This window comes from Myxococcales bacterium (assembly GCA_016706225.1).
In the GTDB taxonomy this organism is placed as follows: domain Bacteria; phylum Myxococcota_A; class Polyangia; order Polyangiales; family Polyangiaceae; genus JADJKB01.
Genome location: JADJKB010000013.1, coordinates 37,829 through 63,946, shown reverse-complemented (window position 1 = coordinate 63,946; position 26,118 = coordinate 37,829). Strand labels below are relative to the sequence as shown.

The following is a 26,118-nucleotide window of genomic DNA, read 5'->3' as shown; positions in this document are numbered from 1 at the left end:
CCGTATGGCACCGGAGGCCTCACCCGTCGACCCGTGCCACTTCGTACCGGTGGCCGCCGCCGGCACTGCTCACTCAGTCGAAGCGATGAAAGCCGCCGCCCGTCTTGGGCACGGGTCCGCCACCCGTCTTGACCTTGGCCTTGGTCAGCGACACCCGGAAGCGCTGATTCTCGTCCGGCATCACCTTCTCGACCGCGTCGAGATAACCGTCGCGTCTGAGAGTAATTTCCACTGGGTCGGTTCCACGAGCGAGCTTGAACTCGATGGGAGTCTTGCCTCGGTCCTCCCCGGCAACGAGCACCGCGGCTCCGTCGGGCTCGCTGATCACCTTGATCACCACCTCCGTGACCGCGGGCGGCAGCGGCGGGCCGCGCCGCGGCATCGCCGAGCGCGGGACCCTGAGCGCGAAGGTGCCCTGGGTCAGGAACACCCCGTTGGGTTCGGGCGCGCTCAGCCACACCAGCAAGAGGATCAACAGCATGAGCCCCGCACCACCACCCGCGACCAGAGTCGTGAGCTTCTTGCGCTTCAGCCTGGCCGCCTCGGCGGCCAGCGCGTCGACGCCGGACCCCGCGTGCACGCCACCGAGGGTGAAGCCGCTCTCGAGCCGGGCTCGCGGGATCGAGTTCATGCCCGAAAGCTCGCTCGACGGCTCCATGCCCTCGAGCTCGGGGATTTCCACCGCCGAGTCCGCCTCGGCGTTGGGCACCACGCCGACCGCGTCGCCGGCCCGGACGCAGCGCAGCATCTCGTTCTTTTCTGCGATGCGATCGCCGAACAAGCGGCGCATTACCGCGACCAGCTCCTCTTCCGGGTCGTTGGTCCCCATCAGCTCCCGGACCACGGCCATCAGGTCGCGACGCAGCTCAGCCGCGGTGGGGTAACGATCGTCGGCATGTTTGGACAGCGCCTTCATCACCACGCGGTCCAGTGACTCCGGGCAACCCTCGATGACCTTGCTGGGGGCCAGGGGCATTTCGCGACACACGGCCTCGAGCACGGCGAGTTTGTTGTCGCGCTTGAAGAGGCGCCGGCGCGTCAAGAGCTCGTAGAGCACGATGCCGAGCGCGAACACGTCACAGCGCCGATCGATGGCCTTGCCGCGGCACTGCTCCGGCGACATGTATTCGAACTTGCCCTTGAGCTGTCCGACCTCGGTGTGCGCGCTGCGGTCGGCGGCCTTGGCAATGCCGAAGTCGAGCACCCGGACCCCTCCGCCGTAGGTGACGAAGATATTCTGCGGGGAGACGTCACGGTGCACGAGGCCGAGCGGGCGCCCCTCGGCGTCGGTGAGCTCGTGGGCGGCGTGCAGGCCGGCGCACGCCTCTGCCACGATGTACGCGCAAACCGCCACCCCCAGCTCTTCCTCCTTGACCAGGCTGCGGCGCACGATGCCCGCGGTGTTCTCCCCCTCCAGGTACTCCATGGTCAGGAACAGGTTCACCCCGTCCTGCCCAAGCTCGTGGACCTGGACCACGTTCCGGTGCTGGATCCGGGCCGCCAGGCGGGCCTCGTCCAGGAACATGTCGACGAACGCCGGCTGCTCGGCCAGGTGGGGCAAAATCCGCTTGATGACCACCGCCCGTTCGAAACCGCTTGGCCCCCGCAGCCTTCCGAGCAAGATCTCCGCCATGCCGCCTACTGCGAGGCGGCCGACGACCTCATACCGGCCGATGGTCTCTGTCGTTGTCGATTCCGCGGCGCCCATTCCCCCAGCTATGCTTTCAAGCGTATAAGCCTAGCAAAATGACTCGCATCGTCACAAGGGTTCTGCCAGTCCTCCTGGCTCTGTCTCTGGTTGGCTTTCCGACAGTTTCCGCCGAAGCGCAGCCGAACGCCAAGAAAGACCCAAAAACCGAGGCGTTGGAGCTGTTCGAGAAGAGCGCTGACCTGTACCGCCAGGGGAAGTTCGACGAGGCCGCCCAGCTCCTCGAGCGGGCCTACTCCCTCCACGACGAGGCGGTGCTGCTCTACAACCTGGGCCGAGCCTACGAGGGTTTGGGTGAGAACCAGAAGGCCATCGACGCCTATACCAAGTACCTCGAGAAGGCTCCCAAAGCGAAGGACCGTGGCGCGCTCGAGCGGCGCATGGAGACGTTGAAGGCTCAGCTCGCGCAACAGAACAAACCGCTGCCCGACAAACAACCCGAGCCCGTCGTGCCCGCCAAACCCGTCGCGCCGGAACCCGACCGGCCACCACCGAGCCGTGGCCCCGGCGTCCTGCCATGGGTCGTCGCAGGCGTGGGTGTCGCGGCGGTTGGCGCTGGCTTGTTCGTGGGGCTGCAAGCCAAGAGCAAGCGGGACGACGCGCAGGACAATCCCGAGTCACGAGCGGCGCAAGAGGACTACGACAGCGCCAAGAGCATGGCAACGACAGCCAACGTGCTCTTGATCGCCGGGACCGTGGTGGCGGCCGGCGGAGTCACGTGGGCGCTCTTGTCGAGGAAGAAGTCCGAACCCGCCGCGGCGGCGCCTCTGCATTTCACAGTGACGCCAGGCGGCTTCCGCATCGGCGGCCGGCTGTGATCCCGAGCAGCCGATTCGCATGCCCAACACCGCGCTGACCCCTACCCCGCCGCCGGATCCGCAGACCGAGGACGTGCTCTTCGAGGGTTCGCCCGCGGTCGTGCCGAGCGTCGGGCTGCTCCTGGTCGCCATTCTGACGCTGGGTCTGGCGCTCCCCGTGCTGTGGCTGAGAGCGCGCGGTAAACGCTACAAGATCACCAACCAGCGCATCGTGATCGAGCTCGGGCTGTTCTCGAAAACGATGGAGCAGGTCGACCTCTATCGCATCACTGACTACGTGGTCGAGCGACCCTTCGGCCAGCGCATCATGGGCACTGGCAATTTGCTCCTGGAGGCCATCGACAGCACGAGTCCGATGGTTCGGCTGGCCGGGCTCAAGACGGACGTCGTGCTCCTGTACGAGAAGATCCGAACCGCGACCGAGGCCGCCAAACAGCGACGCGGCGTGCGTGTGGTGGACTACGGCGAGCCGGGCGTACCCATCAGCTGACGGCATGGCTTGCAGCGTGCGCCGGGCCTGGCCGTGACGCGGCCTGGAACGCCCAACGGCGCATCACCGCAAGCGCCCCGCGCGCTTGCGCGACCCGCCCCTCCGGGCTCACGGGGTGAAGAGCACGTGCTCGCCGCCGGGGGCGACCGCCGCCGCTTGCACGTCGTCGATCTCGAACGGCACGTCGTGGGTCTGGTTCTTGCGCCAGAGCTCGGCCTCGTTGCGGAAGAACGGGCTGTCCTTGGCGAGCACCGTGCCTCCGGGCATGCCGTTTCGGAGCTTCGGTCCGGTCTTGGTCAGCTCGGCAACGAAGCGTTGAACCGGCCCGGACCCGTAGTTGAAATCGAGCGGAGTCGCGAGGCTGCGAGAGACGCCGTAGTTACAGGCGTCAATGTTCCACTGATCGCCCGGGCGCGGGAAACCCTGCTTGAAGACCGGGTCGTCGAACCCCGGTAGGTCGACGAACCAGACCGGGTTCAGGCCCTTGAACTTGACCCGGTGCAGGGCACCCCAGCGCCAAGCCGTGCGGTCGCTGCCGAGCAGCTTCACCAGGTCGTCGAGGGCGTCGAGCATCGCGGTGGCGAGTCGGTCGTCCCGCGTCTCGACGACACTCGTCGTGCTCATGTCGTCCCACAGCGCACTCTGACCCGAGACCGCGTCGTAGGTGGCGAGCTTGGTCGGGTCTTGAGTCAGGAGGCGGATGAAACCTTTGACCATCTTGGGCGTGCCGAGCGAACCGACGTCCGCCGCGACCATCTCGTCCTCCAAGGTTCGCGCGATCGCCCGCACCATCCAGGCGTTGAAGAGCAACGCGCCCTTGCTCGCCAGGGCCTGTTTGGCATCGACGTTCAACGTGTTGTCTTCGGCGTTGATGCCCGAGGCCGCTTCGAACTGAGCCTCGCTCTCCCACTTCTTCAGGGTGTCGATCACGTCTGCCACGTTCGCCGTCGCATAACGCGGGTCAGCGACCACCGCGGCGAGCCCCGGATTCGCTCCGGGGGTGGCCTTCTCCGCCTCGGCCTTCTCGAGCGCCGCGACCAAGTACTTGGCGAGCCGTGAGCCCAGCGCCGAGCGATGGTCGCCTTGGATGCTCGACATCTCGTCGAGGGTCATCGACCCCACCTTGGCACCGAGCCGCTCGTGGATCCGGTTCTGGCGCAGGCCCTCCTCGAAATCACAGCCGAGATAGAAGCGCTTGCCGTTCGGCAACAGGTCATTCGTCGGGTCGTTGTCGTTGGTAGTCCCGACCTGATCGGCGTTGGCGGTCGCGACCCAACCCTCGCTCGGATCTTTGACCTTCGGCACGTACTTTTCTTCGAGGAATTGCCCGGTCCACTCGCTCTCACCCTGCTCGCCGTCCAGCACGAAACACGGCATCGTGCCGCTGAAGCTGGCGGGATCCCAGGTGTAGGCCTTCTCGTCGCGGTACGGGATGTTGGCTTGTGCGAACATTAAGATGTCGCCGCTCGCGTCGCCGAACATCCAGTTTTGCGCGCCGGTGCCGAAGGGCTGGAGCGCGATCCGCGCCTCGTCGACGTTCTTGGCGCGGGCCAGCGCCATCACGGCTTTGTACTCGCCGGTCGGCTGGTGTCCCGTCCAGCGCACACTGAGCACGTTGCCGTCCGCGGGTGCCGGCTTGACCTTCTGATCCGTGTCAATCTCGGGCACGACCGGCCCGTGATGCGGGACGATCAGCACGTCCCAGGTGTAGTCCGGGCGACCTGCGATCTTGATCGTCTCTTTGACCTTCTCGAACGCGACCTTCTGGCCCTTGAACATCACACCGCTGCCGTCCGCCGCGACCTTCTCTTTCCACACGTCCGTGACGTCGTAGGCAGCCACGGTCGAGCCCCAGGCCAGGTTGCGGTTTGCGCCGAGCACGACGCCCGGGATGCCGGGGAACGCGGCGCCGGAGATCTCCACCTCGGGCTCCGTCTCGCTGCCGATGTAGAGGTGCGTCGGCCAGAACACCATCGGCGAGCTCAGACCCAGATGGGGATCACTCGCCACCATGGCGTTACCGGTCGCGGTCTTGCTGCCCATGACGGCCCAGTTGTTCGAACCGAAGAACTCGTCGCCGCCGAAGAAATCTCGGATGCGGCCCACCGAGCGCACGAAGGGCGCCGCGGCGGCGGTCAGGGCGACAGGGAGAGCCGGAGTGGCGACCTTCGGCGATTGCTTGGGCGAATTGCGGTTCGGCTTGCCGCTGCGGAGCTTGGCGGCGCCGGAGCCCCAGCCGAGATCCGCAGGCAGCGGGACGTCCTTGAAACCCTTGAGCGGGTTGGCGGGCTCGACGGGATCGAAGCGGAAGACGTCGACCAGGATCCCGGCCCTGGCCTTGGCCGCCGCGTCGCTCGCCGTGGAGTTGAACACACCCCGGATCTTCTCGACCTTCTCGCTGCGGCTGATGTCGTCGTCTGCGTCGTAAGAGAGAGACCAGGTTTGCAGCCGCGCCATCGCCAAGCTGTCCACCGGTGACCAATCGGTGAACGCGCTCGCCGGCATGCCTTCGAGCACCTGCGGCGGCTTCAGCTTGCCGCTTCGGAATCCGGCGTTCCACTGCGTCACGCCGTCAGCGAAGGCGTCGATGGCCTTCTTGTCGTCGCTGGTCGGATCCAGTCCATCGTAGATGGCCTTGGCTGCCCGGTGCAGGCCGATGGTGCGCATCGTGATGTCGTCCTCGACCTGCCCCGGATCCGCCTCGGCGAAGAGCTCCGCTAACCGCCCCGTGGCCAGGCGCCGGGCGATCTCGAGTTGGTAGCCTCGATCACGCGCCATCAAGAAACCTTCGACCCGCATCGCGTCCTCGAGGTTGCGCGCGTAGATGTGCATCCAGCCGTACTTGTCGCGGACGGCGTTGACCGATCCGGTCAGACCCGTGATGGCGCGCATCTCGGTGACGGGGACCCGCTCACCGAACACACCCTTGTCGAGGCCGGCATCCACGCCCGCACTTCCGCCGGTGCCACTGGTGCCGCCGGTGCCGCCGGTGCCGCCCGTGCCGCCAGTGCCGGCGAGGTCCTCGTCATCGTTGCCGCAACCGCCCATGGCAGCGAGCGGAGACACACACACGAGACCCCAGGCAAGATGCTGGCGAAGGCGCGACATGCGCCACGTTCTTCCCCAGACCCGCTGGGGAGACAAGCTCCTGCCTCATTCTCCCCCGAACCGCGTGCGTCAGCGCTGCTCTTCGACACCCAGCCGAGCGAGGGCGTCGGCCCGCTCGTTCTCCGGATGGCCGGAATGCCCCTTTACCCAGCGCCACTCGACCTGGTGGTCGCCGATGGCTGCCTCGAGCCGCTGCCAGAGGTCCACGTTCTTGACGGGCTTCTTGTCGGCGGTCTTCCAGCCCCGCGCCTTCCAGCGCGGCAGCCACTCGGTGATGCCGTCCCGGACGTACTTGCTGTCCGTATGCAGCCTCACCTTCACGGGTCGCGTGAGGGACTCGAGCGCCATGATGGCGGCCATCAGCTCCATGCGATTGTTGGTGGTCCCCGGTTCGCCTCCGTGCAGCTCGCGTTCCGAGCCGCGAAACTGCAGGAGTGCGCCCCAGCCCCCGGGCCCCGGATTTCCCGAGCACGCGCCGTCCGTGTAGATCTCGACGCTGCCGTCGTCCGCTGCCGCCTTGGTCATTTCGATGTGCCGAGCTTCTAGCACCCGTCTGCTCTGGCGAGAATCATCCAGGCAGGCTCGATCCCGCTCTCGCGTCGTGGCCGGCGGCGATGAAGGCTGATATCCTGCAAGGTGTGAGGTGCTCATGCGATCTCTGAGCTTGTCGATGAGCGCCCTGGCGCTCTTCATGGTTTCCGCTTGTGGCGGCGACGACGGCGGGGACGTCGCGTCCAACGGCACGGGGGCAAGCTGAATCTGGGTGGAACCAGCGGGGTCGGCGGCTCGGGCGGCCTCAACGTCGGCGGCGGCGCGGCGAACGCGAGCGGCGGCGGCAGCGCTGCCGGCGGCGGGGGCGGCAACGACTATTGCGGCAGCAAGCTCACGGGCACCATCCGCGACTTCAAGGTCGACCACCCGGACTTCGAATACAAGATCAACTCGGACCCAGGGATCGTGCTGCCCGATCTGGGCAGCGACGGAAAACCCGCCTACGCCGGTCAGGCCGGCAACGACACGACCACGGGCCAGGCGAACTTCAATCAGTGGTTCAACGACGTTGCGGGCGTGAACCAGAAGAAGCTCCTGCCGGTCACGCTAACCAAGGTCGGCGGCAACGTCTACACCTACGCCAACTCCGCCTTCTTCCCCATCGACAACGAGCTCTGGGGTAACGAAGGCAATCCGCACAACTTCCACTTCACCTTCGAGCTGCATACGAAGTTCGTCTACACCGGCGGCGAAGTGTTCACCTTCACCGGTGACGATGACCTCTGGGTGTACATCAACAAGAAGCTCGGCATCGATCTGGGCGGGGTCCACGGTGCGATGACGGGCAACATCGATCTGGACGCACAGGCCGGCGCCCTCGGCATCACGCCGGGGCAGACCTACCAGCTCGACTTCTTCTTCGCCGAACGCCACACCAGCGAGTCGAATTTCCGCATCGACACCACCATCGCCTCGTTCGTCGACTGCGGGCCGATCGTCCAATAACGCCCACAAAAGCCGGCCGCCGTCGCGGGTTTTGCCTGCTTGCCGCGCGCCCGTGTTACTCTTCAGGGTGATGCGAACCGCTGCTCGTTTGCTGGGAGTCTCGGGCCTCGTCGCGCTCTTTGTCGGGGCCTGTACCAACGACTACGAAGATTTCTCGTTCCCGGCGAGCGGCGGCCAAGGCGCCGCCAGTGGGACCGGGGGCGCCGTGACGGGAGGCGGCGGGAGCGGCAACGTCGGGGGCACACCAGCGGGGGGTACGGGCGCCTCCACCTCCGGGGGCTCCGGTGGCGTGACCAGCGGAGGGAGCGGCGGGGCTGCCGGCACGCCAACGGGTGGCGCACCCAGCGGCGGAAGCGGTGGCTCACCCAGCGGCGGAAGCGGCGGCCTACCCAGCGGCGGAAGCGGCGGCCTACCCACCGGTGGAACCGGTGGCGTGGGCGGCGGCCCTGCCTGTAAGCCCAACGAGAAGACTTGCAACGGGAACTGCGTCGGCACCAACGACCCGAAGTTTGGCTGCGGACCAACCGCCTGTGACCCCTGCCAGATCGCCAACGCAACCGCGCAGTGCTCGAGCGACAAGTGCACTTTGCAGACCTGTAACGCCAGCTACGGAAGCTGCGACAGCAACCCCAACAACGGCTGCGAGCAGTCCCTCGATACCACCGCCCACTGCGGCGCGTGCAATCGGCAGTGCAGCACACAGAACTCCACCTCGTCTGCCTGCCTGACCTCCACCTGCCGTCACAAGTGCGATGCCGGATTTGCCGATTGCACCCATCCAGCGGCCGGGCCGGACAACGGCTGCGAGACAAACACGGACACCTCCAAGGGCAACTGCGGGACGTGCGGTAACAACTGCGGCTCGCTGGGCGCCCAGGGTGGCTTCGTGTGCAAGGCGGGCGCCTGTGGCTGCAGCGAGGACTCCCAGTGTTTGACCACCGGTGGGCTGTCGAACTCGAGTTGCAACAAACCGACCGGCGTCTGCATTTGCGACGGCAACAACTGCGCGCCGGGCGAAGCCTGCGGGAAACAGACGGGCACCACCGTGTGCACGTGCAACGGTGGCAGCGCCTGTGCCTCCGGAGAGAGCTGCTGCCCCGGCGCTGGCTGTGCGGATCTGCAGACCAACTCGAAGCACTGTGGCGGCTGCAACATCGCGTGCGGCAACGGTCAGAGCTGCAAAGCCGGCGTTTGCCAGTGAGCACAGGCAATCTTTTGCGCAGCCCCTGTTGGCCGCGGGGTGATTCGGGCTAGGCTCAGCGCGTCGTGGGGTTGGTTTGCAGCCGCAAAAACGCGAGATAATCCTCAGCCGAAGTTTCTACTTCATCGCCGCCATCGCGGCGGTGGGATTCGGGCTGTATGCGCTGCGCGAGGTGCTCACGCCGATCTTCCTGGCGTTCACCATTGCCTACATCTTTCAGCCGGTCGTGGCCCGACTCGAGCGCTGGGGCGTGCCTCGGGGGCTCGGCATTGCGATCGTGCTCCTGTCGTTCACATCCGCCATCACCGCGTTCCTGCTGCTGGTGATCCCGGAGGTGGCGAAGGACGTTGCCAGCGTCGCGCGGGAGCTACCGGGCCACGCCAAGAACGCGCTGAGCAGGCTCGAACCAATCCTGAAACAACAAGGCATCGCGATCCCACACACCGCCGACGAGTGGATCGATCAGCTGAAGAGCCGGGCAGATTCCCTCTCCCCGGGCCAGCTCGCGCCGGTGGGCAACGCGCTCAAGGCGCTGATCGGTGGAACCGTGTCCGCGATCGGCGCTGCGGTTGGAGCGCTGATCGTGCCGATTCTCGCCGTGTATCTGCTCGCGGACTTCGACCACATGGTCGAAGGGATCCATCGCCTGGTTCCGCTGCGCTACCGCGACACCGTGGCTTCGTACGCGACCGAAGTGGATTCCACGCTCAGCCAGTTCATGCGCGGACAGCTGACCGTCATGGTGATCCTCGCGGCCTTGTACGGCGGTTCGTATTTGGCTCTCGGGGTGCGTTTGGCCATTCCCATCGGCATCGCCGCCGGGATTTTGAACTTCGTACCGTACGTCGGCGGAGCTTTTGCGCTCGTCGCCGGCATCTTGATGTCCCTGCTCGGCGGCGGCGGAGCGGGTCAGATCGCCGGCGTCGTCGTTGCCTACGCGGTCGTGCAGACCCTCGAAGGTTTTGTGATCACCCCACGCATCGTCGGCGAGAGCGTCGGCCTGCGCGAGGTCTGGGTGCTCTTGGCCCTATTCGTGGGCGGGGAAGTGTTCGGAGTACTCGGGGTGCTTCTGGCCGTTCCGGCGGCGGCGGTCCTCAAGATCTTCGTGTCGAGGGCCATCGAGGCATACCAAGAGAGTGGGCTGTTCCTCGCCCCGGCAACCGCAGAGGGGTTGGCGCCGGGGGCCCCGGCCGTCGCTATCGGAGCCCACGCGGACCGGGTGTCCGGGAGGGACCCGCCGGCGGACGACGGCGGTGCGACGCTCACCGACCAAACGAGCGCAGTCGCAGAACATGAAGCGCCGGGACCCGACGCCGAGCCGGACGCCGACGACGCGCGGGATGCCGACGGCGCTGACAGCTCCGCTCCCTCTGAGACCGAACCGGACGCAGCGGACGGCGAAGACCCCGATAGCGTGAGCTGACCCTCAGCTGGCGCAGGAGCAGCCGGCGTGCTCGACGCGTTCACTCGCGTCCGAGACGCGTTTTTTCGCCCACCCGCAGCGCTCGTGTTCATCCCCGGCGATCTCGCAGATCCGTTCCTGGGACCGCCGCATCGACGCCAGCGCCTTGCAGGCCGTCTCACACGGCGAACGGGGTGCTGACGGTGCAGCCTCCGTGGTGGGCGTTGGAGCGGGCTGCGCGGGCAGTGGCGCTGGCGCCGCGGGGTCTTCCGGCTTTTTTTCTTCAGCGTCCGGGGTGGGAGGCTTGCCCGCCGCGGCGTCGGCTGGGCCTGCCTGCGCCGCCGGGAGACCGCCGAGCTCGCGGCCCAGTGCCAGCTCCGCTTGCTCGAGCTCGTCCGCCAGCTGCTCGACACTCTGGCCAGTCGAGCCGGGGGCTTTTGGCGCGGCGGCTCCGCCGCACGCACCGAGGGCACAAACTGAGCAGAACCACAGCACGTAGCGCAGGGGCGTCGTCATGTGCGGGCGAAGCATACCCCGGGGAGCGCGCCGGCGGCCACGCTTCGGGGGGCGCGAGTCAGCCGCGGAGCTCGTTCTTTGGGCGGCGCAGGGCGTCGTCTTCGTCGGGCATCAACGAGAAGACCAGCACCGCGCCGATCACCGGCACCAGCCAGATCAGCTTGGACTGCAGCATCTTCTGGCTGCGCTCGTAGGATTTGCTGCGCCAGACGCGCACGGTCAGCCACACTTGCCCCGCAACGAGGGCGAGGATCAACAAGCCAAAGATGAAGTCGGAGCCGGACATGAAGCCCATCAGGTAAGCACATGCGGGCTGTTCCGCAAGGGTCCACCTGGGGGCGCCCCGTCAAAAGCCGGGCTTTTTCCGCTCCGCTTCGCGGCGCCGGGCCTTCCCGCCAACGGCGCCGGGTGCCCTCGAATCCCGTCGGCCTTAGGCTTCGAAGGTGGCCGACGGAGCACCCGTGCTCGCCCTGCTCGGGCCGACGAACACCGGCAAGACCCACCGGGCCGTCGGGCGCATGCTGGAGCACGAGACGGGCATGCTCGGGCTACCCCTGCGGCTGCTTGCCCGCGAGGTCTACGATCGGGTCAGCGCCAAAGTGGGGGAAGCGCAAGTGCCGCTGATCACCGGCGAAGAAAGGCGTGTGCCTCCTCGCCCCGCGTACTTCATCTGCACGGTCGAGGCGATGCCCGTCGACCTGCGGGTCGACTTTCTGGCGGTCGACGAGATCCAGCTCGCTGCGCACCGCGAGCGCGGGCACGTCTTCTCGGACCGGCTGCTGGCGGTGCGCGGGCGGCTCGAGACCTGGTTCTTGGGTCCACCGAGCGCGGAGTGACCCGATGCCGCACTATCGAGCCAAGGACCTGCTGCTAGTCCCGAGCCTGCTCAGCCTCACCCGTGTTCCCTTGGCGGTTGGCTTCGTCTTGGCGCTCAACCACCCGTGGCTCGAGCTCGCGATCCTGGCCGCGGCCGGCGCGACCGACGTGCTCGACGGGTTCTGGGCACGCCGTCATGGACAGGTCACCGCGACGGGTGCCGTGGTCGATCCGATCACGGACAAACTGTTCGTGCTCACGGTGGTCGGTTCATTGATCGCAACGAGCCGACTCACGCCCGGCTCCGTGCTGCTGCTTGCGACGCGAGAGATTGCCGAGGCCCCGCTGGTAGCCTGGTGGGCCCTCTCGCAGGCGAAGCGGCGCGCGCGCGTGGAGCAACCCATGGCCAACGTGCCGGGCAAGCTGGCTACGGTGTTGCAGTTCATCACCATCGGGATGGCCATGTTCCGTGCGCCCTACACCGCCGAGATGATCTGGGTGACGGCCGTCGCAGGAGCGCTCGCAGCGCTCAGCTATTGGCTCAGAGATCTGCGCACGACGTCGAGCCGCACCGACGCCCGCTGAGAGAGAGGCTGGACGGCCGAGACGGCCGGGCTGCATTTCGCGTCAGAACTGCGCGGCGTGCGGCCGGGAGCGAGCTGACTTCTGCGGTCTATTTTGGGCGGGGATGGCGTGAAAGCGGGGGATCGTAGGGGGCCGGTGTGTGCGGAAGCCAGGCCAGCAACAAGGTAGATTTTTCGCGGAGCCATCGACCCCGTCCGTGCTACTTCGAGAGTGCCATGTCCACAGCCAAGCTCACTTACGACGGCAAAGAGTACCCACTCCCGTTGATCGAAGGTTCCGAGAAGGAAAGAGCGATCGACGTTCGAAAGCTGAGGGGAGAAACCGGCCTCGTCACCTTCGACGACGGCTACGGCAACACCGGCTCGTGCAAGAGCGCGATCACCTTCATCGACGGCGATAAAGGCATCCTGCGCTACCGCGGGTATCCGATCGAAGAAGTGGCGGGGCGTGCCCGCTTCACGGAGGTTTGTTACCTCCTGATCTACGGCCAGCGGCCGAGCCTCGAGGAGCTCGCGACGTTTCGTCAGAAGATGACGATGCACACGCTCATCCACGAGGACATGAAGAAGTTCTACGAAGGCTACCCGCCGAACGCCCACCCCATGGCGATCATGGCGGCGATGGTGGCGTCGCTGTCGAGCTTCTATCCCGACACCGAGAAGGATCTGGACCTCAACATCATTCGTATCCTGGCAAAGAGCAAGACGCTGGCCGCCTTCGCTTACAAAAAGAGCATCGGTCAGCCGTTCGTCTACCCACGCAACGACATGTCGTGGCCGGCCAACTTCCTGCGCATGATGTTCGCGGTTCCCGCGGCCGAATACGAGGTACCCAGCGCGTTCGAAGATGCGATGAACCTGCTCCTGATCTTGCACGCCGACCACGAACAGAATTGTTCCACCTCGACCATGCGCATGGTGGGCTCGAGCGAGGCCAACCTCTACGCCTCGCTGTCCGCGGCGATCTGTGCGCTCTGGGGCCCGCGCCACGGCGGCGCCAACCAGGCGGTGCTCGAAATGCTGGCGCAGCTTCAGGCCAGCGGCGGCGACTACAAGGGGTTCCTCGATCGCGTCAAGAGCGGAGACAGCAAGACCCGCCTGATGGGTTTCGGTCACCGCATCTACAAGAACTTCGACCCCCGAGCGCAGCTCTTGAAGACGGCGGCCGACCGCATCTTCAACGAGCTCGGCATTCACGACCCGCTGCTCGACCTGGCGAAGAACCTGGAAGAGATCGCGCTCAAGGACGAATACTTCGTGCAGCGCAAGCTGTACCCGAACGTCGACTTCTACAGCGGCATCATCTACCGCGCGATGAACATCCCCACCGACATGTTCACGGTGATGTTCACCCTGGGGCGCATCCCCGGCTGGATCGCGCACTACATGGAGCAGCGCAACGACCCGGACGGGTATCGAATCCACCGTCCCCGCCAGATCTACACGGGCGAGGTGCAGCGCACCTTCGAGGACTGGGGAACCCGCCGGCTGTGATCTGCCACCAATCGGCGCCATCTCGGCCGATTGGCGGAGCGGAGCCAACGTTTGCTAAGGTCGCGGGTCCGTGGGCAAGAACGACTTAGACGGGCTGTTTGATGTACCGGACGACGAAAGCCCGCGGGCCCCGGCGACGGCGCCCGGGTTAGGTGCTCCGGCAGGCGCACCCGCGCCCGGGCCGGCGCCCGCCGTTGTGAGCCCGGCGGCGCCCAAGGCTCCCGTTCCCGCCCCCGCGACCCCCGCTCCAGCGGCCGAAGCCAAAACGGCCGCGGCGCCAAGCCAAGCGCCGGCCGCGGCCCCACCCAAGCCCGCGCTCACGCCGGCTGCGGTTCCGACTCCGACGGCGGCGAGGCCCGCTCCGGCTCCCGGTCCGACTCCGGCAGCGTCGCGGCCCGCTCCCGCGCCGGCTCCGGTTCCCACGCGGGCGGCGTCGCGGCCCGCTCCCGCTCCAGGTCCGACTCCGGCGGCGGCGTCCGGGTCACCGCCCGCCCGCCCCGCATCCATTCCGCCTCCGCGACCCGCCGCCCCCACGCTGCCGACCGCTGCGAGACCCCCGTCGTCCATTCCGGCACCCACTCCGTCCAAGCCGCCGCCACCGCCCATCCCCGTGGCAGTGGTCGACGCCGGCTGGGACGAGTCCCCGTCGCCGCCGGTGGCCGCCCCAGCGCCAGCCGTTGCAGCCAGGCCGGCAAGCACTCCCGCTTCGATACCCGCGCCCGCTCCCGCGGCATCGAAGCTCGCGACGACCCCCGCGCTCGCGCCCGCGCCATCAACGCCCGCTTCGGCTCCCGCGCCCGCGGCAGCAAAGCCCACTCCTGTGGCGACGCCCGCGGCAGCGAAGCCCACTCCTGTGGCGACGCCCGCGCCCGCGCCAGCGAAGCCCGCCCCCGCGACGACGCCCACGCCCGCAGCGTCAAAGCCCGCTCCCGCGCCCGCGGCAGCGAAGCCCGCACCCGCGACGACGCCCACGCCCGCAGCGTCAAAGCCCGCTCCCGCTCCCGCGCCCGCGGCATCAGAGTCCGCTCCTGCTGGCGTCACCGCCAAACCGCCAGCGGCCGCGTCACTTCCTGCGGCGCGCCCCGGCGTCGCGCTCGGTGCAACCGCCGCGCGCACAGCCTCGGCCGCGACACCAGCCCCTCTCGCCTCCGGTCCCGCATCCCGAGGCGGGCCGCGCTCCGTCGGAGCATCAAAGCAAGAACGACGCGAGCACCAACGCCGCGCGCGCGCCCTCGCCGCCGGCAAGAAGGCCGAGCGTCGCAAGTCGAAGAAGGCTGCGCGCGCCGATCGGCTCAAGGCCGAGCAGGCCCAGCGCGCGCAAGCACAGGCCGAGGCCCGAGCGCGAGCCGAAGAAGAGCGCGCCCGCCGCGAGGCGGAGCGTCCGCCGCCCGAAGAGAAACCCGTCAAGGCCGCCAGCGAAAAGCCAAAAAACAAGACCAAACCCAAAGCTGAAGGTGCGACGCGCTCCGAGCGGCGTCACGACCACCACGTCGAGCACACCGGTCCGAAGCTCACGCCCTCCCCCAAGAAGGCGAAACGCGAAAAGTCTCAGCCGAGCGCAAAGACTGGCATGAGCCCGATGGCGATCTTCGCCATCGTCGCGGGCGTCGCGCTCTTGATCTTGGTGCTCGCGCTGTGGAAGCGCTGAGCGCTCCGCCCCGAAACCCGAAATCAGAGCGCGACTTCCGAGAGTTTGATCTTGCTCTCGGCGTGGGCTCCTAGCCCCAGATCTGCGGCCTTTGCGATGAACTTCGGCTCGCGCCCGACCTGAGCCAGCGACTTCATGCCGTTCTCTTTGCGGGCGTTGTCCACGATCTTCCAGCCGATGGTGTCCATCGCGACCGGATCCGTCGTGGCAAAGACTGCCCCGTAAGGAATGCGCCGCTTCGGGTCTTTGTCGAGCGGCCCCTTGTCGTACATGATCTTGAAGGCGTCCACGATGTGCAGGCGCACGCGGCTGCGCATGATCTCGTGGTTGTATAGCGCGGCAATCTGCGCGTGCGCCCCGGCGCCGTGGTGTTTGCCCGGATTGGTGATGGAGCCGTGGGTCATGTTCTTGAGGCAGCCGGTGAAACCGCAGATCGAGTGGTCCTTGATCTGCGTGACGTCGATCACCGCCGTCGCCTCGGTCAGGAACTTCACGTACTGCGTCTTCACGTTCTTGTAGATCACGGTCTCGGGCATCGCGACCAGGCTGTTCATGTGAATGCCGGTCTTGACGCCTGCCGGAAGTTTGTTGCCCTTGCCGCCGATGCGCGTGCCCTTCATGTAACTCGGAAACTGCTCGTACACGGTGATCTTCTCGGGCGGCACGCCGAGCGCGATCAGCCCGTGGATGATCGGCATCACCACCTCGGCGTTGGCCGCCATGGTAGCGCCGGACTGACCGGCGATGCCGTTCGGCTTGATCGCAACGACGTCGTCCTTGTGGATGAACTTGCCCAACGCTTCGACCAGGTTCGGCGCGCCGGTCAGCTCCATCAGCGCCCGCTCGACCATGTTCTTGGCGACGTCTGCCTTCGGCCAGAGCAGGTTGGGCTGCATCAGCGACGGAAAATCATTCCCCTTCGTCACCTTCACGATGCGACCCGTCTTGGTCATGGGTTTGAAGCCCGCCGGGGGCTTCGCCGCGAGGCTCGCGGGTTCGTCAGCGCCGGCGCTCGGGGCCAGGGACGCGGTGGCCAGCGCGGCGGTGCCGCCCAGCAAAGAGCGACGCGAAAGGCTGGGATTTGACGGGTCTCGATTCGGCATTTTTCTCCTCCGCGCCATTTTTGGGCCCACTGAGCATAGGGCCAGGCCGGCGAGATGGCGAGCCGAGGCGCCCAGAAAAATATCGGAACCCGGCAGAAACCCCAAGAAAAGCCGCGTATCCGCCGACGAATGCGGGCACAAGCACTCGCGCACCCAGCCGAACAGCCAGGAACCCGGCGCCGAACCCCAGCGCCACGAGCTGGCTGTGCTCACCCGGCGAGAGCAGCGCGGCCACGAAGCTCCACTCCCTCGCGATGAAGATCAGCAGCCACTCCGCGAGGCCGAGCAGCCCGAGCGCCAACAGAACCCGCGGCGGTTTCAAGCTCTCCTCCAGCGGTCGGGCGGGAGCGCGGTCAGCATCGCAAACACGATGGCGTTCCCCAGCGGTCCGCCCGCGGCGAAGCTGAGCTCCGAACCGCGAGTGCTCGGCGCGCCCAGCAGGTTGAACGAGCGGTAGAGGCCGATGAATGAAGCTCGATCGCCGTGCACACGACAACCCGCCATGCCGAATCCCATGGCCGAGATGCTGAGCCCGAACACCAGCGGCCCCGAGTCGATGTCCCCGGAGCGGAACCGCGCACCGTCGGCGTATTCGTGAACGACACCAAAACCGAGCACGTCGCCCGCAAGCTCGCGGCGCACGGCGCGATGCAGCGCGAGCGAGGCGGGCTCGTCCGCGAACGAGAGGAAGTAGGCAGCAAGGGCAGTGCCGGAGCCGCGCGGCGCGTCGGCCGGAGCGCGCTCGCTCGTCAGAGATTGGTGGAGCAGGCCGGTCTTGGGATCGACGAACCGCGTGGCGAGCTCGTGGATGAACTCCGCCACGACCGGGGGTGGCTCCGTTCCGAGCGCGCGGGCCCGGAGCGCGAGCGACGCCACGGCCGCCGAGTTGTCGACCGGGTAGATTTCCCCCGGATAGGTCTGGGCAACGTGGGCGCTTGCTGCCGAGAGTCGCCGCTCGAGCGCCTTGCTCAGGCGGTCGTTGACCGCTGCGAATCGCGACTCGGGCTGGACGAAGCGGCGCACGGAGAGCGCCAGATTCAGATATCCCAGGTACGCGACGTGACCGTGTTCGGAGTCGAGAGAAGTCAGCGGGTCCTCGCCCCACGCTTCGACGTCGAACGCCCTCGCCCGCTCTGACATCGCGGCGTCGAGGGCGCGATCCATGCGTTCCAGGGAGCTCCGTGTCAGCTGCGGGTGCTCCCGCGCGACCTGCCCGAAGCCCAAGCTCGCCATCAGCGCGGTGCCAAACCGCCACTCACCGTCGAAGCGTCGCGACCCCGTGCGGAAGCTCCCGGAGCCGAGCTCGGCGAGGTGCCGGTCGACGTTCTTCGACAAAGCCTCACTGGTCTCGGCGTCCGAGCGCCAGAGTGTTTCAGCGCCGCTCTGGCAGAGCCGACGTGGGACCGCCCACAGCGAAACGATCACACCGCTCGCGGCGGCCAGCACCGCCCAACGTCTGCTCGACATCGAGGCTTAGACGCTCGGCGCAGCTTCACACTGCCCGACGCGAGAGTTTCTCCACGCAGCCTCCATGTGTGTGGATCCCCGGAGGAGGGCGGCGCGAGCGGTGATCTGGCGCTCAGCCTGGGCCAGTGTCGGCCCCAGCGTCTGGGGGTGCCTTGCCACAAACTGCGATCTTGTCGCTGCAGCAGTCGTTGAAACCTTCGCACGCGGCGTCGCAGTAGCAGGGAGGGGCGCTGCCCGGGACCGCGACGTTGTCGAGAGCGCAATGGCCGACGCAGCTGCCCTTGGTGCCTCCGTCCGTGCCGCCGCCTCCGGTTGTGCCACCCCCCCCGGGTGCGCCGCCGCCTCCGGTTGCGCCGCCGCCTCCGGTTGCGCCGCCACCTCCGGGTGCGCCGCCACCTCCGGTCGCACCGCCGCCCCCCGGATTGCCGCCCGCACCGCCGCTGCTCGTGCCGCCGACGCTCGCATCACTCGCGCCCGTGCCTCCCGAGGCGGCACCTCCAGCGATTCCCCCCGAACCACCGCCGCCGGTTCCACCACTGCCCCCAGCCAGGGTGCCGGCGCTGCCACCCGCGGCTGCGTCGCCCCCTGCACCGCCCGTCGCTTTGCCGATCACACAGCGGTTCTCCCGGGGGTCGCAGGTGTAGCCCGCGGCGCAGGGGCACTCTTTGCCCTCCAGCTCGAGGGGCTCGACGCTGCAGGCCGTGGGCACCCACACGAGCAGAGACGCCGCAAGCAGCGCGCGCGATGGCCAGGTGCTGAGCAACATCGGGCTCAGGATACGGGGAGCCCGCCCTTTGGACCACTCGACGGGTGCGGGTCGCCCCTGTCTCGGTGATTTCGCAGCCACTCGAGCGCAGTCGCCTGACCCGAACGTCCCTGACCTGGCGCAGCCTGTGCCATCCGACCCCGGAGTCGCGCGAGAAAATCTGCACTACCCGCGGCACACGCGTTGCACTGCATCCGCGCCATGCCCCTCCGCGCGGCCTCGGTGTTCAGCGTCTCCGCCTTGCTCCTCGCCTGTGGCGGTTCCGTCGGACAGGATGCCGGCACCGGCGGTTCAAACCCCGGAGGCGCCGCTGGCGTTGGCGGCGCTGTGGGGGGAGCCGCTGGCTTTGGCGGTTCCACTGGCGGCAGCGCAGGCAGCGCCGGGTCCGGCACCTGCACCCGAACAACCGACCACTTCAGCGCCCAGATCGCTCCGGCCTGGGGTGAGCCCGCGAGCTGTGCGCCGGGCGGGCCAGCTGCGGACTGGACCGGCACCGGCGCGGTCGTCAAATCCGCGCCGACCGCTCTGGTCATCGATCAGTGCCCACCCAACGCGGACTGCATGCCAGGGCTGACCAGCATCGAAATCGCTGCCGCGGGCCTGAGCCTCATGATCCCGGTCGGAGCGTTCGTGGAAGTGCGTCACGAGGTTGCCCCCGCGTGGGGCAGCTGCAGTGAGCGGATGTCGATCCGCAGCGTGAAAGACTGGGGCGGTGTCCCGAACCCGGTGTCCGACGGCAACTGGATCTATCTGCTCGCCACCGATGGCACCTTTCAAGCTCTGCCCGACTCACCCTTCAGCGTGAACGCCAAGGCGCTGGGTTGTGGAGGTGGCGGGCCTGGCTGCGGCGGTGATCCTCCCGACGACTACGCGCTGGTCTTCAACGTCGGCCCCGGCGATCCCGGCACGACCGTGCACATGGGCGAGACCCTGGGCATGTCCGCCGGCTCCGGCTTCTTCCTGGTGCGAAACCAGCGCTCGTTCCAGACGGCCTACTGCGACGACTACTGGAACTGGTCGTGGTGGGCGACCCAGGTTCATCCGGAGAAGTGAGACCGAGCGTTCCGGCGCTTGGGCTGGCTTTGTCCCGGAAAAACTCGCCAAACTCTGCGAGGCGGCTCGCGAAGCCGAGGCTGTCGGCGTAAAGTGCGCGGCTCATCGCTCGCGAGGTTGCCCGTGACCGCCGAACTCAAGCCTGATCGCCCCAAGGACTTCATCCGCGAGATCATCGACTCCGATCTCGCCGCGGGCCGCCACCAGGAGGTCGTGACGCGCTTTCCGCCCGAGCCCAACGGGTACCTCCACATCGGCCACGCCAAGAGCATTTGTCTGAACTTCGGCATCGCCAAGGACTACGGCGGCGCGTGCCACCTGCGCTTCGACGACACGAACCCGAGCACCGAGGACATCGAGTACGTCGAGGCCATCGAGCGCGACGTGCGCTGGCTGGGCTTCGACTGGCAGGACAAGCTGTTCTACGCCTCGGACTACTACGAGCGCCTGTACAGCTTCGCCGAAGAGCTCGTGGCGAAAGGGCGTGCGTACGTCTGTGATCTCGACGAGACGCAGATCAGCGAATACCGCGGCACCCTGACCGAGCCGGGCAAACCCAGCCCGTTCCGCGAGCGCAGCCCGGGCGAGAACCTCGAGCTTCTCCGGCGCATGCGCGGCGGCGAGTTCCCGGACGGCTCCCGGGTGTTGCGCGCCAAGATCGACATGGCGTCGCCGAACATGAAGCTGCGCGATCCGCTCCTCTACCGCATCAAACACGCACATCACTACCGCACCGGGGACAGCTGGTGCCTGTATCCGCTGTATGATTTCGCGCACCCGCTATCGGACGCCATCGAGGGCATCACCCACTCGATCTGCACGCTTGAGTTCGAGAACAACCGCGACATCTACGACTGGTTGATGGAGAACCTCGACGTGCCCGCCAGGCCACATCAGTATGAATTTGCGCGTCTGAACCTGACTTACACGGTGATGAGCAAACGCAAGCTGCTGCAGCTCGTGGAGCAGAAACACGTGAGCGGCTGGGACGATCCGCGCATGCCCACCATCGCCGGCTTGCGGCGCCGGGGCATCACGCCCGAGGCCATGCGTGCGTTTGCGACCCGCGTCGGGGTCGCAAAGAACAACAGCACCGCCGAGATTGCGCTGTTCGAACATACGGTGCGGGACGATCTGAACACCATCTCGCCGCGAGCGCTGTGTGTGCTCCGCCCGCTGAAGGTGGTGATCGAGAACTACCCCGAGGCGCAGGTCGAGGAGCTCGACGCCCCACTCTGGCCCCATGACGTGCCCAACGAGGGCAGCCGCAAGCTGGCGTTTTCCCGTGAGCTCTACCTCGACCGCAACGACTTCTCCGAGGCGCCGCCGAAGGACTTCTTCCGCCTCTCGCCGGGCAAAGAGGTGCGCCTTCGACACGCCTACGTGATCCGATGTGAGCGGGTCGTGAAGGACGCGGCCGGGGAAATCACGGAGCTTCGCTGCAGCTACGATCCCACGACCCGCGGCGGGGACAGCGGCGCGCGCAAGGTGAAGGGCACGATCCACTGGGTCAGCGCCGCCCACGCCGTCGACGTCGAGGTGCGGGTGTATGATCGCCTATTTTCTTCGGAGTTTCCCGGCGCACAGAGCGGCGATCCCCTCACCGATCTGAACCCGGAGTCCCTGCTCGTGCTCCAGGATTGCAAGGCCGAGGCGTGGCTCGGCGCGGCCAAGGCCGGTGAGCGATTTCAGTTCGAGCGTGAAGGATTTTATTTCGTCGATCCCGTCGACGCCAAACCCGGCGCACCGGTGTTCAACCGCATCGTCGCGCTCAAGGACACCTGGGCCAAGCTCAGCGCCAAGACCGAGAGTCCGTCCCCCGCGCGTGCGCTCAAACCCGCTGCGAAAGCCGCGCCGAGCCCCGTGGCGCAGGCCGAGCTCAGCCCGAGCGCGAAGGCCCTGTTCGACGAACACGGCCTGTCCCCGGAGGACGCCAGGGCGCTCGCCGACTCGGCTCCGCTCAGCGGTTGGTTCGAGGCCGCGCTCGGCGTGCACAAGAACGCCCGCGCCGTCGCCAGCTGGATCGTCAACGAGCTTCCGGCGGACGTCCGCACTGGCGGCACTCTCGGCTTCGGAGGGCGGGAGCTCGGCGAGCTCGTGGCCATGATCGACGACGGCACGCTGAGCGGCGCCATGGCCAAGAAGGTGCTCGCCGAGATGCTCGAGACCGGCAGGGCGCCGCGCGCGATCGTGGAGCAGCGTGGCCTGAAACAGATCGCCGATCCGGGGGCAATCGAGCCCATCGTCGACCAGATCCTCGCTGAGAACGCCGACGCCGTCGCGCGCTACCGCTCCGGAAACAAGAACGTGCTCGGTGCGCTGACGGGCATGATCTTGAGGGAGTCGAAGGGGCAGGCGAACCCCAAGCTCGTGAACGAGCTCTTGACCAAGAAGCTGGCGTGACGGACGAGGCCCCCGCCCGAGACGACGCGGACCCGCAGCCGCCGTCAGCGCCCAAGCCCAAGCCCAAGCCCGCGCGGATCCCCTGGCGCAAACGTGTCTTCCGAATCGCCATCGAGCTCGGGCTCGTGGTCCTGGTCTACGTCGGCGTGACGTCGTGGCAGGAGCGCAAGTTGCTGGGCGACTACAGCGACGCTCCGGCGTTTTCGTTGACCGCGCTCGACGGCAGCCGGGTGCAGCTCCGCGAGCTGCGCGGCAAACGCGTGCTGCTCCACTTCTGGGCAACCTGGTGCGGGGTCTGCCGGCAGGAGCACGCTGCGCTCAACTCGGTGCAGGCCGGCCTCGGCAAGGACGAGGTCTTGCTGAGTGTCGTCGCCGATTCGGAAGACCCGGACGCGGTGCGAAAGTACGTGGCGGAGGCCGGGCTCCGCTACCCGGTGCTGCTCGCCGACGCGAAGGTAGTGCGCGACTATCGCGTCGGCGCCTTTCCGACCAACTACTTCCTCGACAAGACCGGAAAGATCGTCGACCACACGGTCGGCATGAGCAGCAGGTTTGGGATGGATCTGCGCCTCGGCTGCGCGCGATAATGGGCAGATGTCGCACCGACTGCTCGCGCTCTTGCTCTCCCCCGCCCTCGCCGTGACACTCCCCGCCGGCTGCGGCGGCTCGTCCGACACGGACGCAAGCGGTGGCACATCGACCGGGGGCGCAGCGACCGGCGGTAGCAGTGGGACGGGGAGCAGTAGCGGCAGCGGCGGCTCGAGCGCGGACGGCGGAGACTTCCTGAAGTGCTTCGACGCCACCGGAAAACTCACCGCCTACGATCTGAAGACCTGCACGGGAGCCACGTGCACGCTGCTCGTTCACCAGACCGACTGCTGCGGCAACACCCTGTTGATCGGTGTCGACACCAGCCACCTCGCGGAGCTTCAGGCCTGCGAGACCGCCTGGCGCACAACCCTCCCGGCCTGTGGTTGCCCCGCGGGTCCACCCGAAATCGAACAGCCTGCCGGCACTACGGTCAGCGACGCGTCTGCTGCGAGCGTGAGCTGCGGCAACTTCACGAACACGTCGGGGATCTGCATCACCCAGCCGAAGTAGGCGCACGGTTCGGGCGCGGGCCGCCTCACTTGCAGCAGCGAAACCCGGTCGAATAGTCGTGATATTTCGGCTCGTGGCCGATGGTCACGAACCCGCAGCCCTTACCGTGCTCGTCGCCGGTCGAGTAGAAACCGCCCATGAAGATGCCGTGACCCGTGTTGACGTCGAGCTTGCGCCGAATGTCATCCCGCAGCGGCAGCTTCTGCTCGAGGGTTCGGTCTACGACGTCGCTCACCCACTCGTGCACGTTGCCCACCATGTCGAAAGTGCCCGCCGCGTTGGTGCACTCCGCGTGCTCGCCGGTCTTGCTCAACCAGCCCGGGGTTTTGTTCAGCTCCGGCGCGTTGAAGTGTTTCATGTAGTCCCAGCGCCGCGGATCGTTACCAAAGAGCTTGCCGAGCAGGTGGGGCTTGAGCACGTTGCAGGCCCCGCGTTTTTCGCTCCACCCGTACGGCCAGGTCTCACCCTTCTGCCCGCGACACGCCCGGTACCACTCGCCCAGCGTGCACAGACGTTTGCCCGCCGCCTCACACGCCGCCGCCGCTTCGATGCGATTGATGTATGCCTGCGGGGACACCCCGCTCGCCGAACGCGCAACGTAACGCACGCCCTGCTCGGGCCGTTGGTTGTACGGGTGAGCTCCACCGGTGCTCTCGACCACGAGCACGGCCTCCCAGCGATCGACGCAGGTCTTTCCGACGCGGGTCATTTCCACGGGGCAGCTACCGGACGCCGCCGCCGGTGCGTTCGCGGAAGCACCGGGCGCGCTGCCGCTCGCCGAGGATGCCGGCGCTTGAACGCTCGCCGACGGACCCGACGGGCGAGCACTCACCGAGCTCCCCGGCGGCGCTGCGCTCGCGCCCGAGCGCACGGCCCGGGCCGTCTCCGCGGGTTTGCTCGCGTCCCTCGCGGATGCTCCGGTGCCCGCCGGCTCGGGGTCCCCGGCACGCGCCGAGCGGCAGCCGAGCGCCGTCGTGCCAGCAAGCAGCAGCAAACACAACGGGGCGCGCGACTCGACTCGCACGCCCCGGGTTGTGGCACGGACGCAGCGTGCCGCCCAATTTCCTCAGCGCCGCCGCTTCTTCGAGGCCTTCTGCTTCGCGGGCGCTTTGGCCGCGGCCTTCGCCGATTTCTTGGCGGCCTTCTTGGCAGTCGCCTGCTTCGCGGCCGGCTTCTTCGCAGCGGGCTTCTTCGCAGCGGGGCTCGGCTTGCGCGACCGCTTCGCCACTGGCGGCGCTCCGGCTTGCCACAGACCCACCCAGTTTCCGGCCGGGTCGATGAAACCGGAGATGAACCCCATGCCCGCGGGCAGCTCCATCTTCGGCATCGCGGGTTTGCCGCCCGCCTTGGAGATCTTCTTCAGGTGCGCGTCGATGTCGGTGACGCTCACGTAGACCGTGACTTGACTCTGACCGTTCATCGCCGCGGCGATCCCACCCGGGATCCCCCCGGGCTCCGCTGCCACCATGCCCATGCCGTCACCACCTGGCGACGGGCCGAGCTTCCAGGCGAAGACCTTCTTGTAGAAATTCTGCAGCGATTTTCCATCCGAACCCGAGATCTGAAACCAGTTCACTGCGTGTCCCATGAGCGCTCCTTGAAGGTGGGTGCGACGGCCACGCGTATCACGGCCCCTCGACCGGGAATACGGTTGAGCACGGGCGTGATGCCGTGGACGCGCGACCCGATCTTTTTTGCTTCACGCTCGGACTCCCGTCTGTCACCATCGACCCATGCTGCTCGCCGCGGGGACCCAAGCACCGGATTTCTCGGTGCTCGCCCACGATGGGAGCACGGTGCGCCTCTCGGACCTCCGCGGTCACCCGGTGGTGATGTGGTTTTATCCGAAGGCCGACACCCCTGGCTGAACCATCCAAGGGTGCGGGTTCCGTGACCGAATCCGTGAGTTCGAGGAGAAGGGCGCCGTGATCTTGGGTGTCTCCTTCGACAGCGTCGAAGAGAACCGAGCCTTCGCCGAGAAGTTCTCGTTTCCCTACCAGCTCCTGTCGGACACCGACCGAGCCATCGGCGTCGCCTACGGAGCGGCGGCGTCGGCGGACTCGGGCGCGGCCAAGCGCATCAGCTACCTGATCGGGCCGGACGGTGTGATCGTGGAAGCCTGGGCCAGTGTCGACGTGAAGAACCACGCCGGCGACGTGCTCGGAAAGCTGTAATTTCTACGGGCTCGTCGCGGGGCGGGCAGCGTCCGCCGCGGATGCTAAGCTTCGCTCCAGCATGCGCACGCCGACCCTGATCTTGTCCGCACTGCTCCTGGTCGCAGCCCCTGCCCTCGCGCAACCAAAACCCAAGGCTCGCCCGCCGGCCAAGCCACCCGCCAGCGCCGCGCCGGCAAAACCTCCGAGCTCGTCCTGGAGCTTTTCGTTCCAGAGTGGTCGAGGCCGCTTCGGGGTCCAGGCGACCGACATGACCGAGGAGCTGCGCGACTACTTCGGTGCGCCCAAGACCACGGGGGTGCTGGTGCAGCGGGTGCAGCCGGGCACTCCGGCGGCCAAGGCGGGGCTCAAGGTGGGCGACGTGATCACGCGTGTGGGCAACGACTCCGTCGAGAGCCCGAGCGACGTCTCCCGGGCCATCGCCGACAAAAAGAAGGGCGAGACCGTGCCGGTCAGCATCGTGCGCGGGCGTCGACCGCTGCAGCTGACGGCCAAGCTCGACTCCGATCCCCCGGCTGATGCCGGCCTCGATTTCGATTTCTCCTTCGACGGTTTCGGTGACCTGTTCAAGGGCGCCAACCCCGGCGCGAGCAAACGCTTCTTCAAGCAGTGGCAGTGGAAGTGGCCCAGTGATGCAGCCGACGACCAGAGCAGCGCGCCCGGTGCGGGCCGCCTCGACCAACGCATGAAGGAGCTCGAGAAGCGTTTCCGGGAAATGGAAAAGCGACAACACCCCGCGCCGGGCAAGACCAAGCCCTGACCTGGAATT

The 26,118-nt window shown here is 67.3% G+C and carries 25 protein-coding genes and 2 pseudogenes; 15 read left to right on the top strand and 12 right to left on the bottom strand.

Translation table 11 applies throughout. From position 1 onward, the window contains the following. Positions 1–73 precede the first annotated feature (73 nt). Positions 74–1,708, bottom strand: a complete 1,635-nt coding sequence (locus IPI67_21375) for a serine/threonine protein kinase (protein ID MBK7582733.1) — start codon at positions 1,706–1,708, stop codon at positions 74–76. A 38-nt stretch (positions 1,709–1,746) separates the two neighbouring features. On the opposite strand from IPI67_21375, the gene IPI67_21370 reads away from it, so the two are divergent. Continuing rightward, positions 1,747–2,526, top strand: coding sequence for a tetratricopeptide repeat protein (locus tag IPI67_21370; GenBank protein MBK7582732.1), 780 nt, complete (start codon positions 1,747–1,749; stop codon positions 2,524–2,526). 19 nt (positions 2,527–2,545) lie between these two features. Continuing rightward, positions 2,546–3,016, top strand: a complete 471-nt coding sequence (locus IPI67_21365) for a PH domain-containing protein (GenBank protein MBK7582731.1) — start codon at positions 2,546–2,548, stop codon at positions 3,014–3,016. A gap of 108 nt (positions 3,017–3,124) precedes the next feature. On the opposite strand, the gene IPI67_21360 is transcribed toward IPI67_21365, so the two are convergent. Together IPI67_21360 and rnhA are read right to left on the bottom strand one after the other, a co-directional pair. Next, positions 3,125–6,124: a penicillin acylase family protein gene (locus IPI67_21360; GenBank protein ID MBK7582730.1), complete on the bottom strand. Its 3,000-nt coding sequence runs from the start codon at positions 6,122–6,124 to the stop codon at positions 3,125–3,127. A gap of 69 nt (positions 6,125–6,193) precedes the next feature. Further along, positions 6,194–6,649, bottom strand: coding sequence for a ribonuclease HI (gene rnhA, locus IPI67_21355; protein ID MBK7582729.1), 456 nt, complete (start codon positions 6,647–6,649; stop codon positions 6,194–6,196). Between the two features lie 124 nt (positions 6,650–6,773). Here rnhA and IPI67_21350 point away from each other — a divergent pair. The 3 genes and pseudogenes from IPI67_21350 to IPI67_21340 all read left to right on the top strand — a co-directional run bounded on the left by IPI67_21350 (position 6,774) and on the right by IPI67_21340 (position 10,245). Continuing rightward, positions 6,774–7,621 (top strand): annotated as a pseudogene (locus IPI67_21350) (fibro-slime domain-containing protein). A 70-nt stretch (positions 7,622–7,691) separates the two neighbouring features. Continuing rightward, positions 7,692–8,822, top strand: a complete 1,131-nt coding sequence (locus tag IPI67_21345; GenBank protein ID MBK7582728.1) for a hypothetical protein — start codon at positions 7,692–7,694, stop codon at positions 8,820–8,822. A gap of 76 nt (positions 8,823–8,898) precedes the next feature. Further along, the gene (locus tag IPI67_21340; protein ID MBK7582727.1) at positions 8,899–10,245 is read left to right on the top strand and encodes an AI-2E family transporter; all 1,347 of its coding nucleotides are present in this window, start codon (positions 8,899–8,901) and stop codon (positions 10,243–10,245) included. 3 nt (positions 10,246–10,248) lie between these two features. Here the strand turns inward: IPI67_21340 and IPI67_21335 are convergent, their stop codons facing one another. Then, a complete protein-coding gene (locus IPI67_21335; GenBank protein ID MBK7582726.1) occupies positions 10,249–10,740 on the bottom strand; it encodes a hypothetical protein in 492 nt (163 codons plus the stop codon). A gap of 58 nt (positions 10,741–10,798) precedes the next feature. Further along, positions 10,799–11,026: a hypothetical protein gene (locus tag IPI67_21330; GenBank protein MBK7582725.1), complete on the bottom strand. Its 228-nt coding sequence runs from the start codon at positions 11,024–11,026 to the stop codon at positions 10,799–10,801. Between the two features lie 157 nt (positions 11,027–11,183). On the opposite strand from IPI67_21330, the pseudogene IPI67_21325 reads away from it, so the two are divergent. The 3 genes and pseudogenes from IPI67_21325 to IPI67_21315 all read left to right on the top strand — a co-directional run bounded on the left by IPI67_21325 (position 11,184) and on the right by IPI67_21315 (position 13,634). Further along, a pseudogene (locus IPI67_21325) lies at positions 11,184–11,558 on the top strand (helicase). 22 nt (positions 11,559–11,580) lie between these two features. Then, entirely contained in the window at positions 11,581–12,141 is a 561-nt protein-coding gene (locus IPI67_21320) for a CDP-alcohol phosphatidyltransferase family protein (GenBank protein ID MBK7582724.1), read from the top strand. Between the two features lie 215 nt (positions 12,142–12,356). Next, positions 12,357–13,634, top strand: a complete 1,278-nt coding sequence (locus IPI67_21315) for a citrate synthase (protein MBK7582723.1) — start codon at positions 12,357–12,359, stop codon at positions 13,632–13,634. A 54-nt stretch (positions 13,635–13,688) separates the two neighbouring features. Here the strand turns inward: IPI67_21315 and IPI67_21310 are convergent, their stop codons facing one another. The 5 genes from IPI67_21310 to IPI67_21290 all read right to left on the bottom strand — a co-directional run bounded on the left by IPI67_21310 (position 13,689) and on the right by IPI67_21290 (position 18,618). Beyond that, a complete protein-coding gene (locus IPI67_21310; GenBank protein MBK7582722.1) occupies positions 13,689–14,606 on the bottom strand; it encodes a hypothetical protein in 918 nt (305 codons plus the stop codon). Positions 14,607–14,823: 217 nt separating this feature from the next. Continuing rightward, positions 14,824–15,132 (bottom strand): hypothetical protein, encoded by a 309-nt coding sequence (locus IPI67_21305; protein MBK7582721.1) that lies wholly within the window; start codon positions 15,130–15,132, stop codon positions 14,824–14,826. A gap of 173 nt (positions 15,133–15,305) precedes the next feature. Next, complete coding sequence (locus IPI67_21300; protein MBK7582720.1) at positions 15,306–16,385, bottom strand: DUF362 domain-containing protein; 1,080 nt, start codon at positions 16,383–16,385, stop codon at positions 15,306–15,308. Between the two features lie 318 nt (positions 16,386–16,703). Continuing rightward, a complete protein-coding gene (locus IPI67_21295; GenBank protein ID MBK7582719.1) occupies positions 16,704–17,852 on the bottom strand; it encodes a hypothetical protein in 1,149 nt (382 codons plus the stop codon). A gap of 112 nt (positions 17,853–17,964) precedes the next feature. Beyond that, on the bottom strand, positions 17,965–18,618 hold the full coding sequence (locus IPI67_21290; protein ID MBK7582718.1) for a hypothetical protein: 654 nt from the start codon (positions 18,616–18,618) through the stop codon (positions 17,965–17,967). Positions 18,619–18,819: 201 nt separating this feature from the next. Between IPI67_21290 and IPI67_21285 the strand changes: the two genes are divergently transcribed. The 4 genes from IPI67_21285 (at position 18,820) to IPI67_21270 (ending at position 23,175) form a co-directional block, all read left to right on the top strand. Beyond that, complete coding sequence (locus IPI67_21285) at positions 18,820–19,671, top strand: hypothetical protein (GenBank protein ID MBK7582717.1); 852 nt, start codon at positions 18,820–18,822, stop codon at positions 19,669–19,671. A 123-nt stretch (positions 19,672–19,794) separates the two neighbouring features. Beyond that, positions 19,795–22,074, top strand: a complete 2,280-nt coding sequence (locus IPI67_21280) for a glutamine--tRNA ligase/YqeY domain fusion protein (GenBank protein MBK7582716.1) — start codon at positions 19,795–19,797, stop codon at positions 22,072–22,074. Further along, the gene (locus IPI67_21275; GenBank protein ID MBK7582715.1) at positions 22,071–22,661 is read left to right on the top strand and encodes a TlpA family protein disulfide reductase; all 591 of its coding nucleotides are present in this window, start codon (positions 22,071–22,073) and stop codon (positions 22,659–22,661) included. Before IPI67_21280 ends, IPI67_21275 begins: the two co-directional genes overlap by 4 nt. 7 nt (positions 22,662–22,668) lie before the next feature. Next, a complete protein-coding gene (locus tag IPI67_21270; protein ID MBK7582714.1) occupies positions 22,669–23,175 on the top strand; it encodes a hypothetical protein in 507 nt (168 codons plus the stop codon). Positions 23,176–23,200: 25 nt separating this feature from the next. Here the strand turns inward: IPI67_21270 and IPI67_21265 are convergent, their stop codons facing one another. After that, positions 23,201–23,884 carry an SUMF1/EgtB/PvdO family nonheme iron enzyme gene (locus tag IPI67_21265; protein ID MBK7582713.1) on the bottom strand — a complete coding sequence of 228 codons (684 nt, stop codon included), beginning with the start codon at positions 23,882–23,884 and terminating at the stop codon, positions 23,201–23,203. 357 nt (positions 23,885–24,241) lie between these two features. Next, complete coding sequence (locus tag IPI67_21260; protein MBK7582712.1) at positions 24,242–24,763, bottom strand: VOC family protein; 522 nt, start codon at positions 24,761–24,763, stop codon at positions 24,242–24,244. 145 nt (positions 24,764–24,908) lie between these two features. Between IPI67_21260 and IPI67_21255 the strand changes: the two genes are divergently transcribed. From IPI67_21255 to IPI67_21245, 3 genes are all read left to right on the top strand, one after another. Then, entirely contained in the window at positions 24,909–25,043 is a 135-nt protein-coding gene (locus IPI67_21255; protein MBK7582711.1) for a redoxin domain-containing protein, read from the top strand. A gap of 3 nt (positions 25,044–25,046) precedes the next feature. Beyond that, positions 25,047–25,349: a peroxiredoxin gene (locus IPI67_21250; GenBank protein ID MBK7582710.1), complete on the top strand. Its 303-nt coding sequence runs from the start codon at positions 25,047–25,049 to the stop codon at positions 25,347–25,349. Between the two features lie 61 nt (positions 25,350–25,410). Next, positions 25,411–26,109 (top strand): PDZ domain-containing protein, encoded by a 699-nt coding sequence (locus IPI67_21245; protein ID MBK7582709.1) that lies wholly within the window; start codon positions 25,411–25,413, stop codon positions 26,107–26,109. Positions 26,110–26,118 lie beyond the last annotated feature (9 nt).

Bases quoted from the DNA above. Each gene is read 5' to 3' on its own strand.
- IPI67_21375 (MBK7582733.1), bottom strand. From the start codon at position 1,708: ATGGGCGCCGCGGAATCGACAACGACAGAGACCATCGGCCGGTATGAG.
- IPI67_21370 (MBK7582732.1), top strand. From the start codon at position 1,747: ATGACTCGCATCGTCACAAGGGTTCTGCCAGTCCTCCTGGCTCTGTCT.
- IPI67_21365 (MBK7582731.1), top strand. From the start codon at position 2,546: ATGCCCAACACCGCGCTGACCCCTACCCCGCCGCCGGATCCGCAGACC.
- IPI67_21360 (MBK7582730.1), bottom strand. From the start codon at position 6,124: ATGTCGCGCCTTCGCCAGCATCTTGCCTGGGGTCTCGTGTGTGTGTCT.
- rnhA (MBK7582729.1), bottom strand. From the start codon at position 6,649: ATGACCAAGGCGGCAGCGGACGACGGCAGCGTCGAGATCTACACGGAC.
- IPI67_21345 (MBK7582728.1), top strand. From the start codon at position 7,692: ATGCGAACCGCTGCTCGTTTGCTGGGAGTCTCGGGCCTCGTCGCGCTC.
- IPI67_21335 (MBK7582726.1), bottom strand. From the start codon at position 10,740: ATGACGACGCCCCTGCGCTACGTGCTGTGGTTCTGCTCAGTTTGTGCC.
- IPI67_21330 (MBK7582725.1), bottom strand. From the start codon at position 11,026: ATGTCCGGCTCCGACTTCATCTTTGGCTTGTTGATCCTCGCCCTCGTT.
- IPI67_21320 (MBK7582724.1), top strand. From the start codon at position 11,581: ATGCCGCACTATCGAGCCAAGGACCTGCTGCTAGTCCCGAGCCTGCTC.
- IPI67_21315 (MBK7582723.1), top strand. From the start codon at position 12,357: ATGTCCACAGCCAAGCTCACTTACGACGGCAAAGAGTACCCACTCCCG.
- IPI67_21300 (MBK7582720.1), bottom strand. From the start codon at position 16,385: ATGCCGAATCGAGACCCGTCAAATCCCAGCCTTTCGCGTCGCTCTTTG.
- IPI67_21295 (MBK7582719.1), bottom strand. From the start codon at position 17,852: ATGTCGAGCAGACGTTGGGCGGTGCTGGCCGCCGCGAGCGGTGTGATC.
- IPI67_21290 (MBK7582718.1), bottom strand. From the start codon at position 18,618: ATGTTGCTCAGCACCTGGCCATCGCGCGCGCTGCTTGCGGCGTCTCTG.
- IPI67_21285 (MBK7582717.1), top strand. From the start codon at position 18,820: ATGCCCCTCCGCGCGGCCTCGGTGTTCAGCGTCTCCGCCTTGCTCCTC.
- IPI67_21270 (MBK7582714.1), top strand. From the start codon at position 22,669: ATGTCGCACCGACTGCTCGCGCTCTTGCTCTCCCCCGCCCTCGCCGTG.
- IPI67_21265 (MBK7582713.1), bottom strand. From the start codon at position 23,884: ATGACCCGCGTCGGAAAGACCTGCGTCGATCGCTGGGAGGCCGTGCTC.
- IPI67_21260 (MBK7582712.1), bottom strand. From the start codon at position 24,763: ATGGGACACGCAGTGAACTGGTTTCAGATCTCGGGTTCGGATGGAAAA.
- IPI67_21255 (MBK7582711.1), top strand. From the start codon at position 24,909: ATGCTGCTCGCCGCGGGGACCCAAGCACCGGATTTCTCGGTGCTCGCC.
- IPI67_21245 (MBK7582709.1), top strand. From the start codon at position 25,411: ATGCGCACGCCGACCCTGATCTTGTCCGCACTGCTCCTGGTCGCAGCC.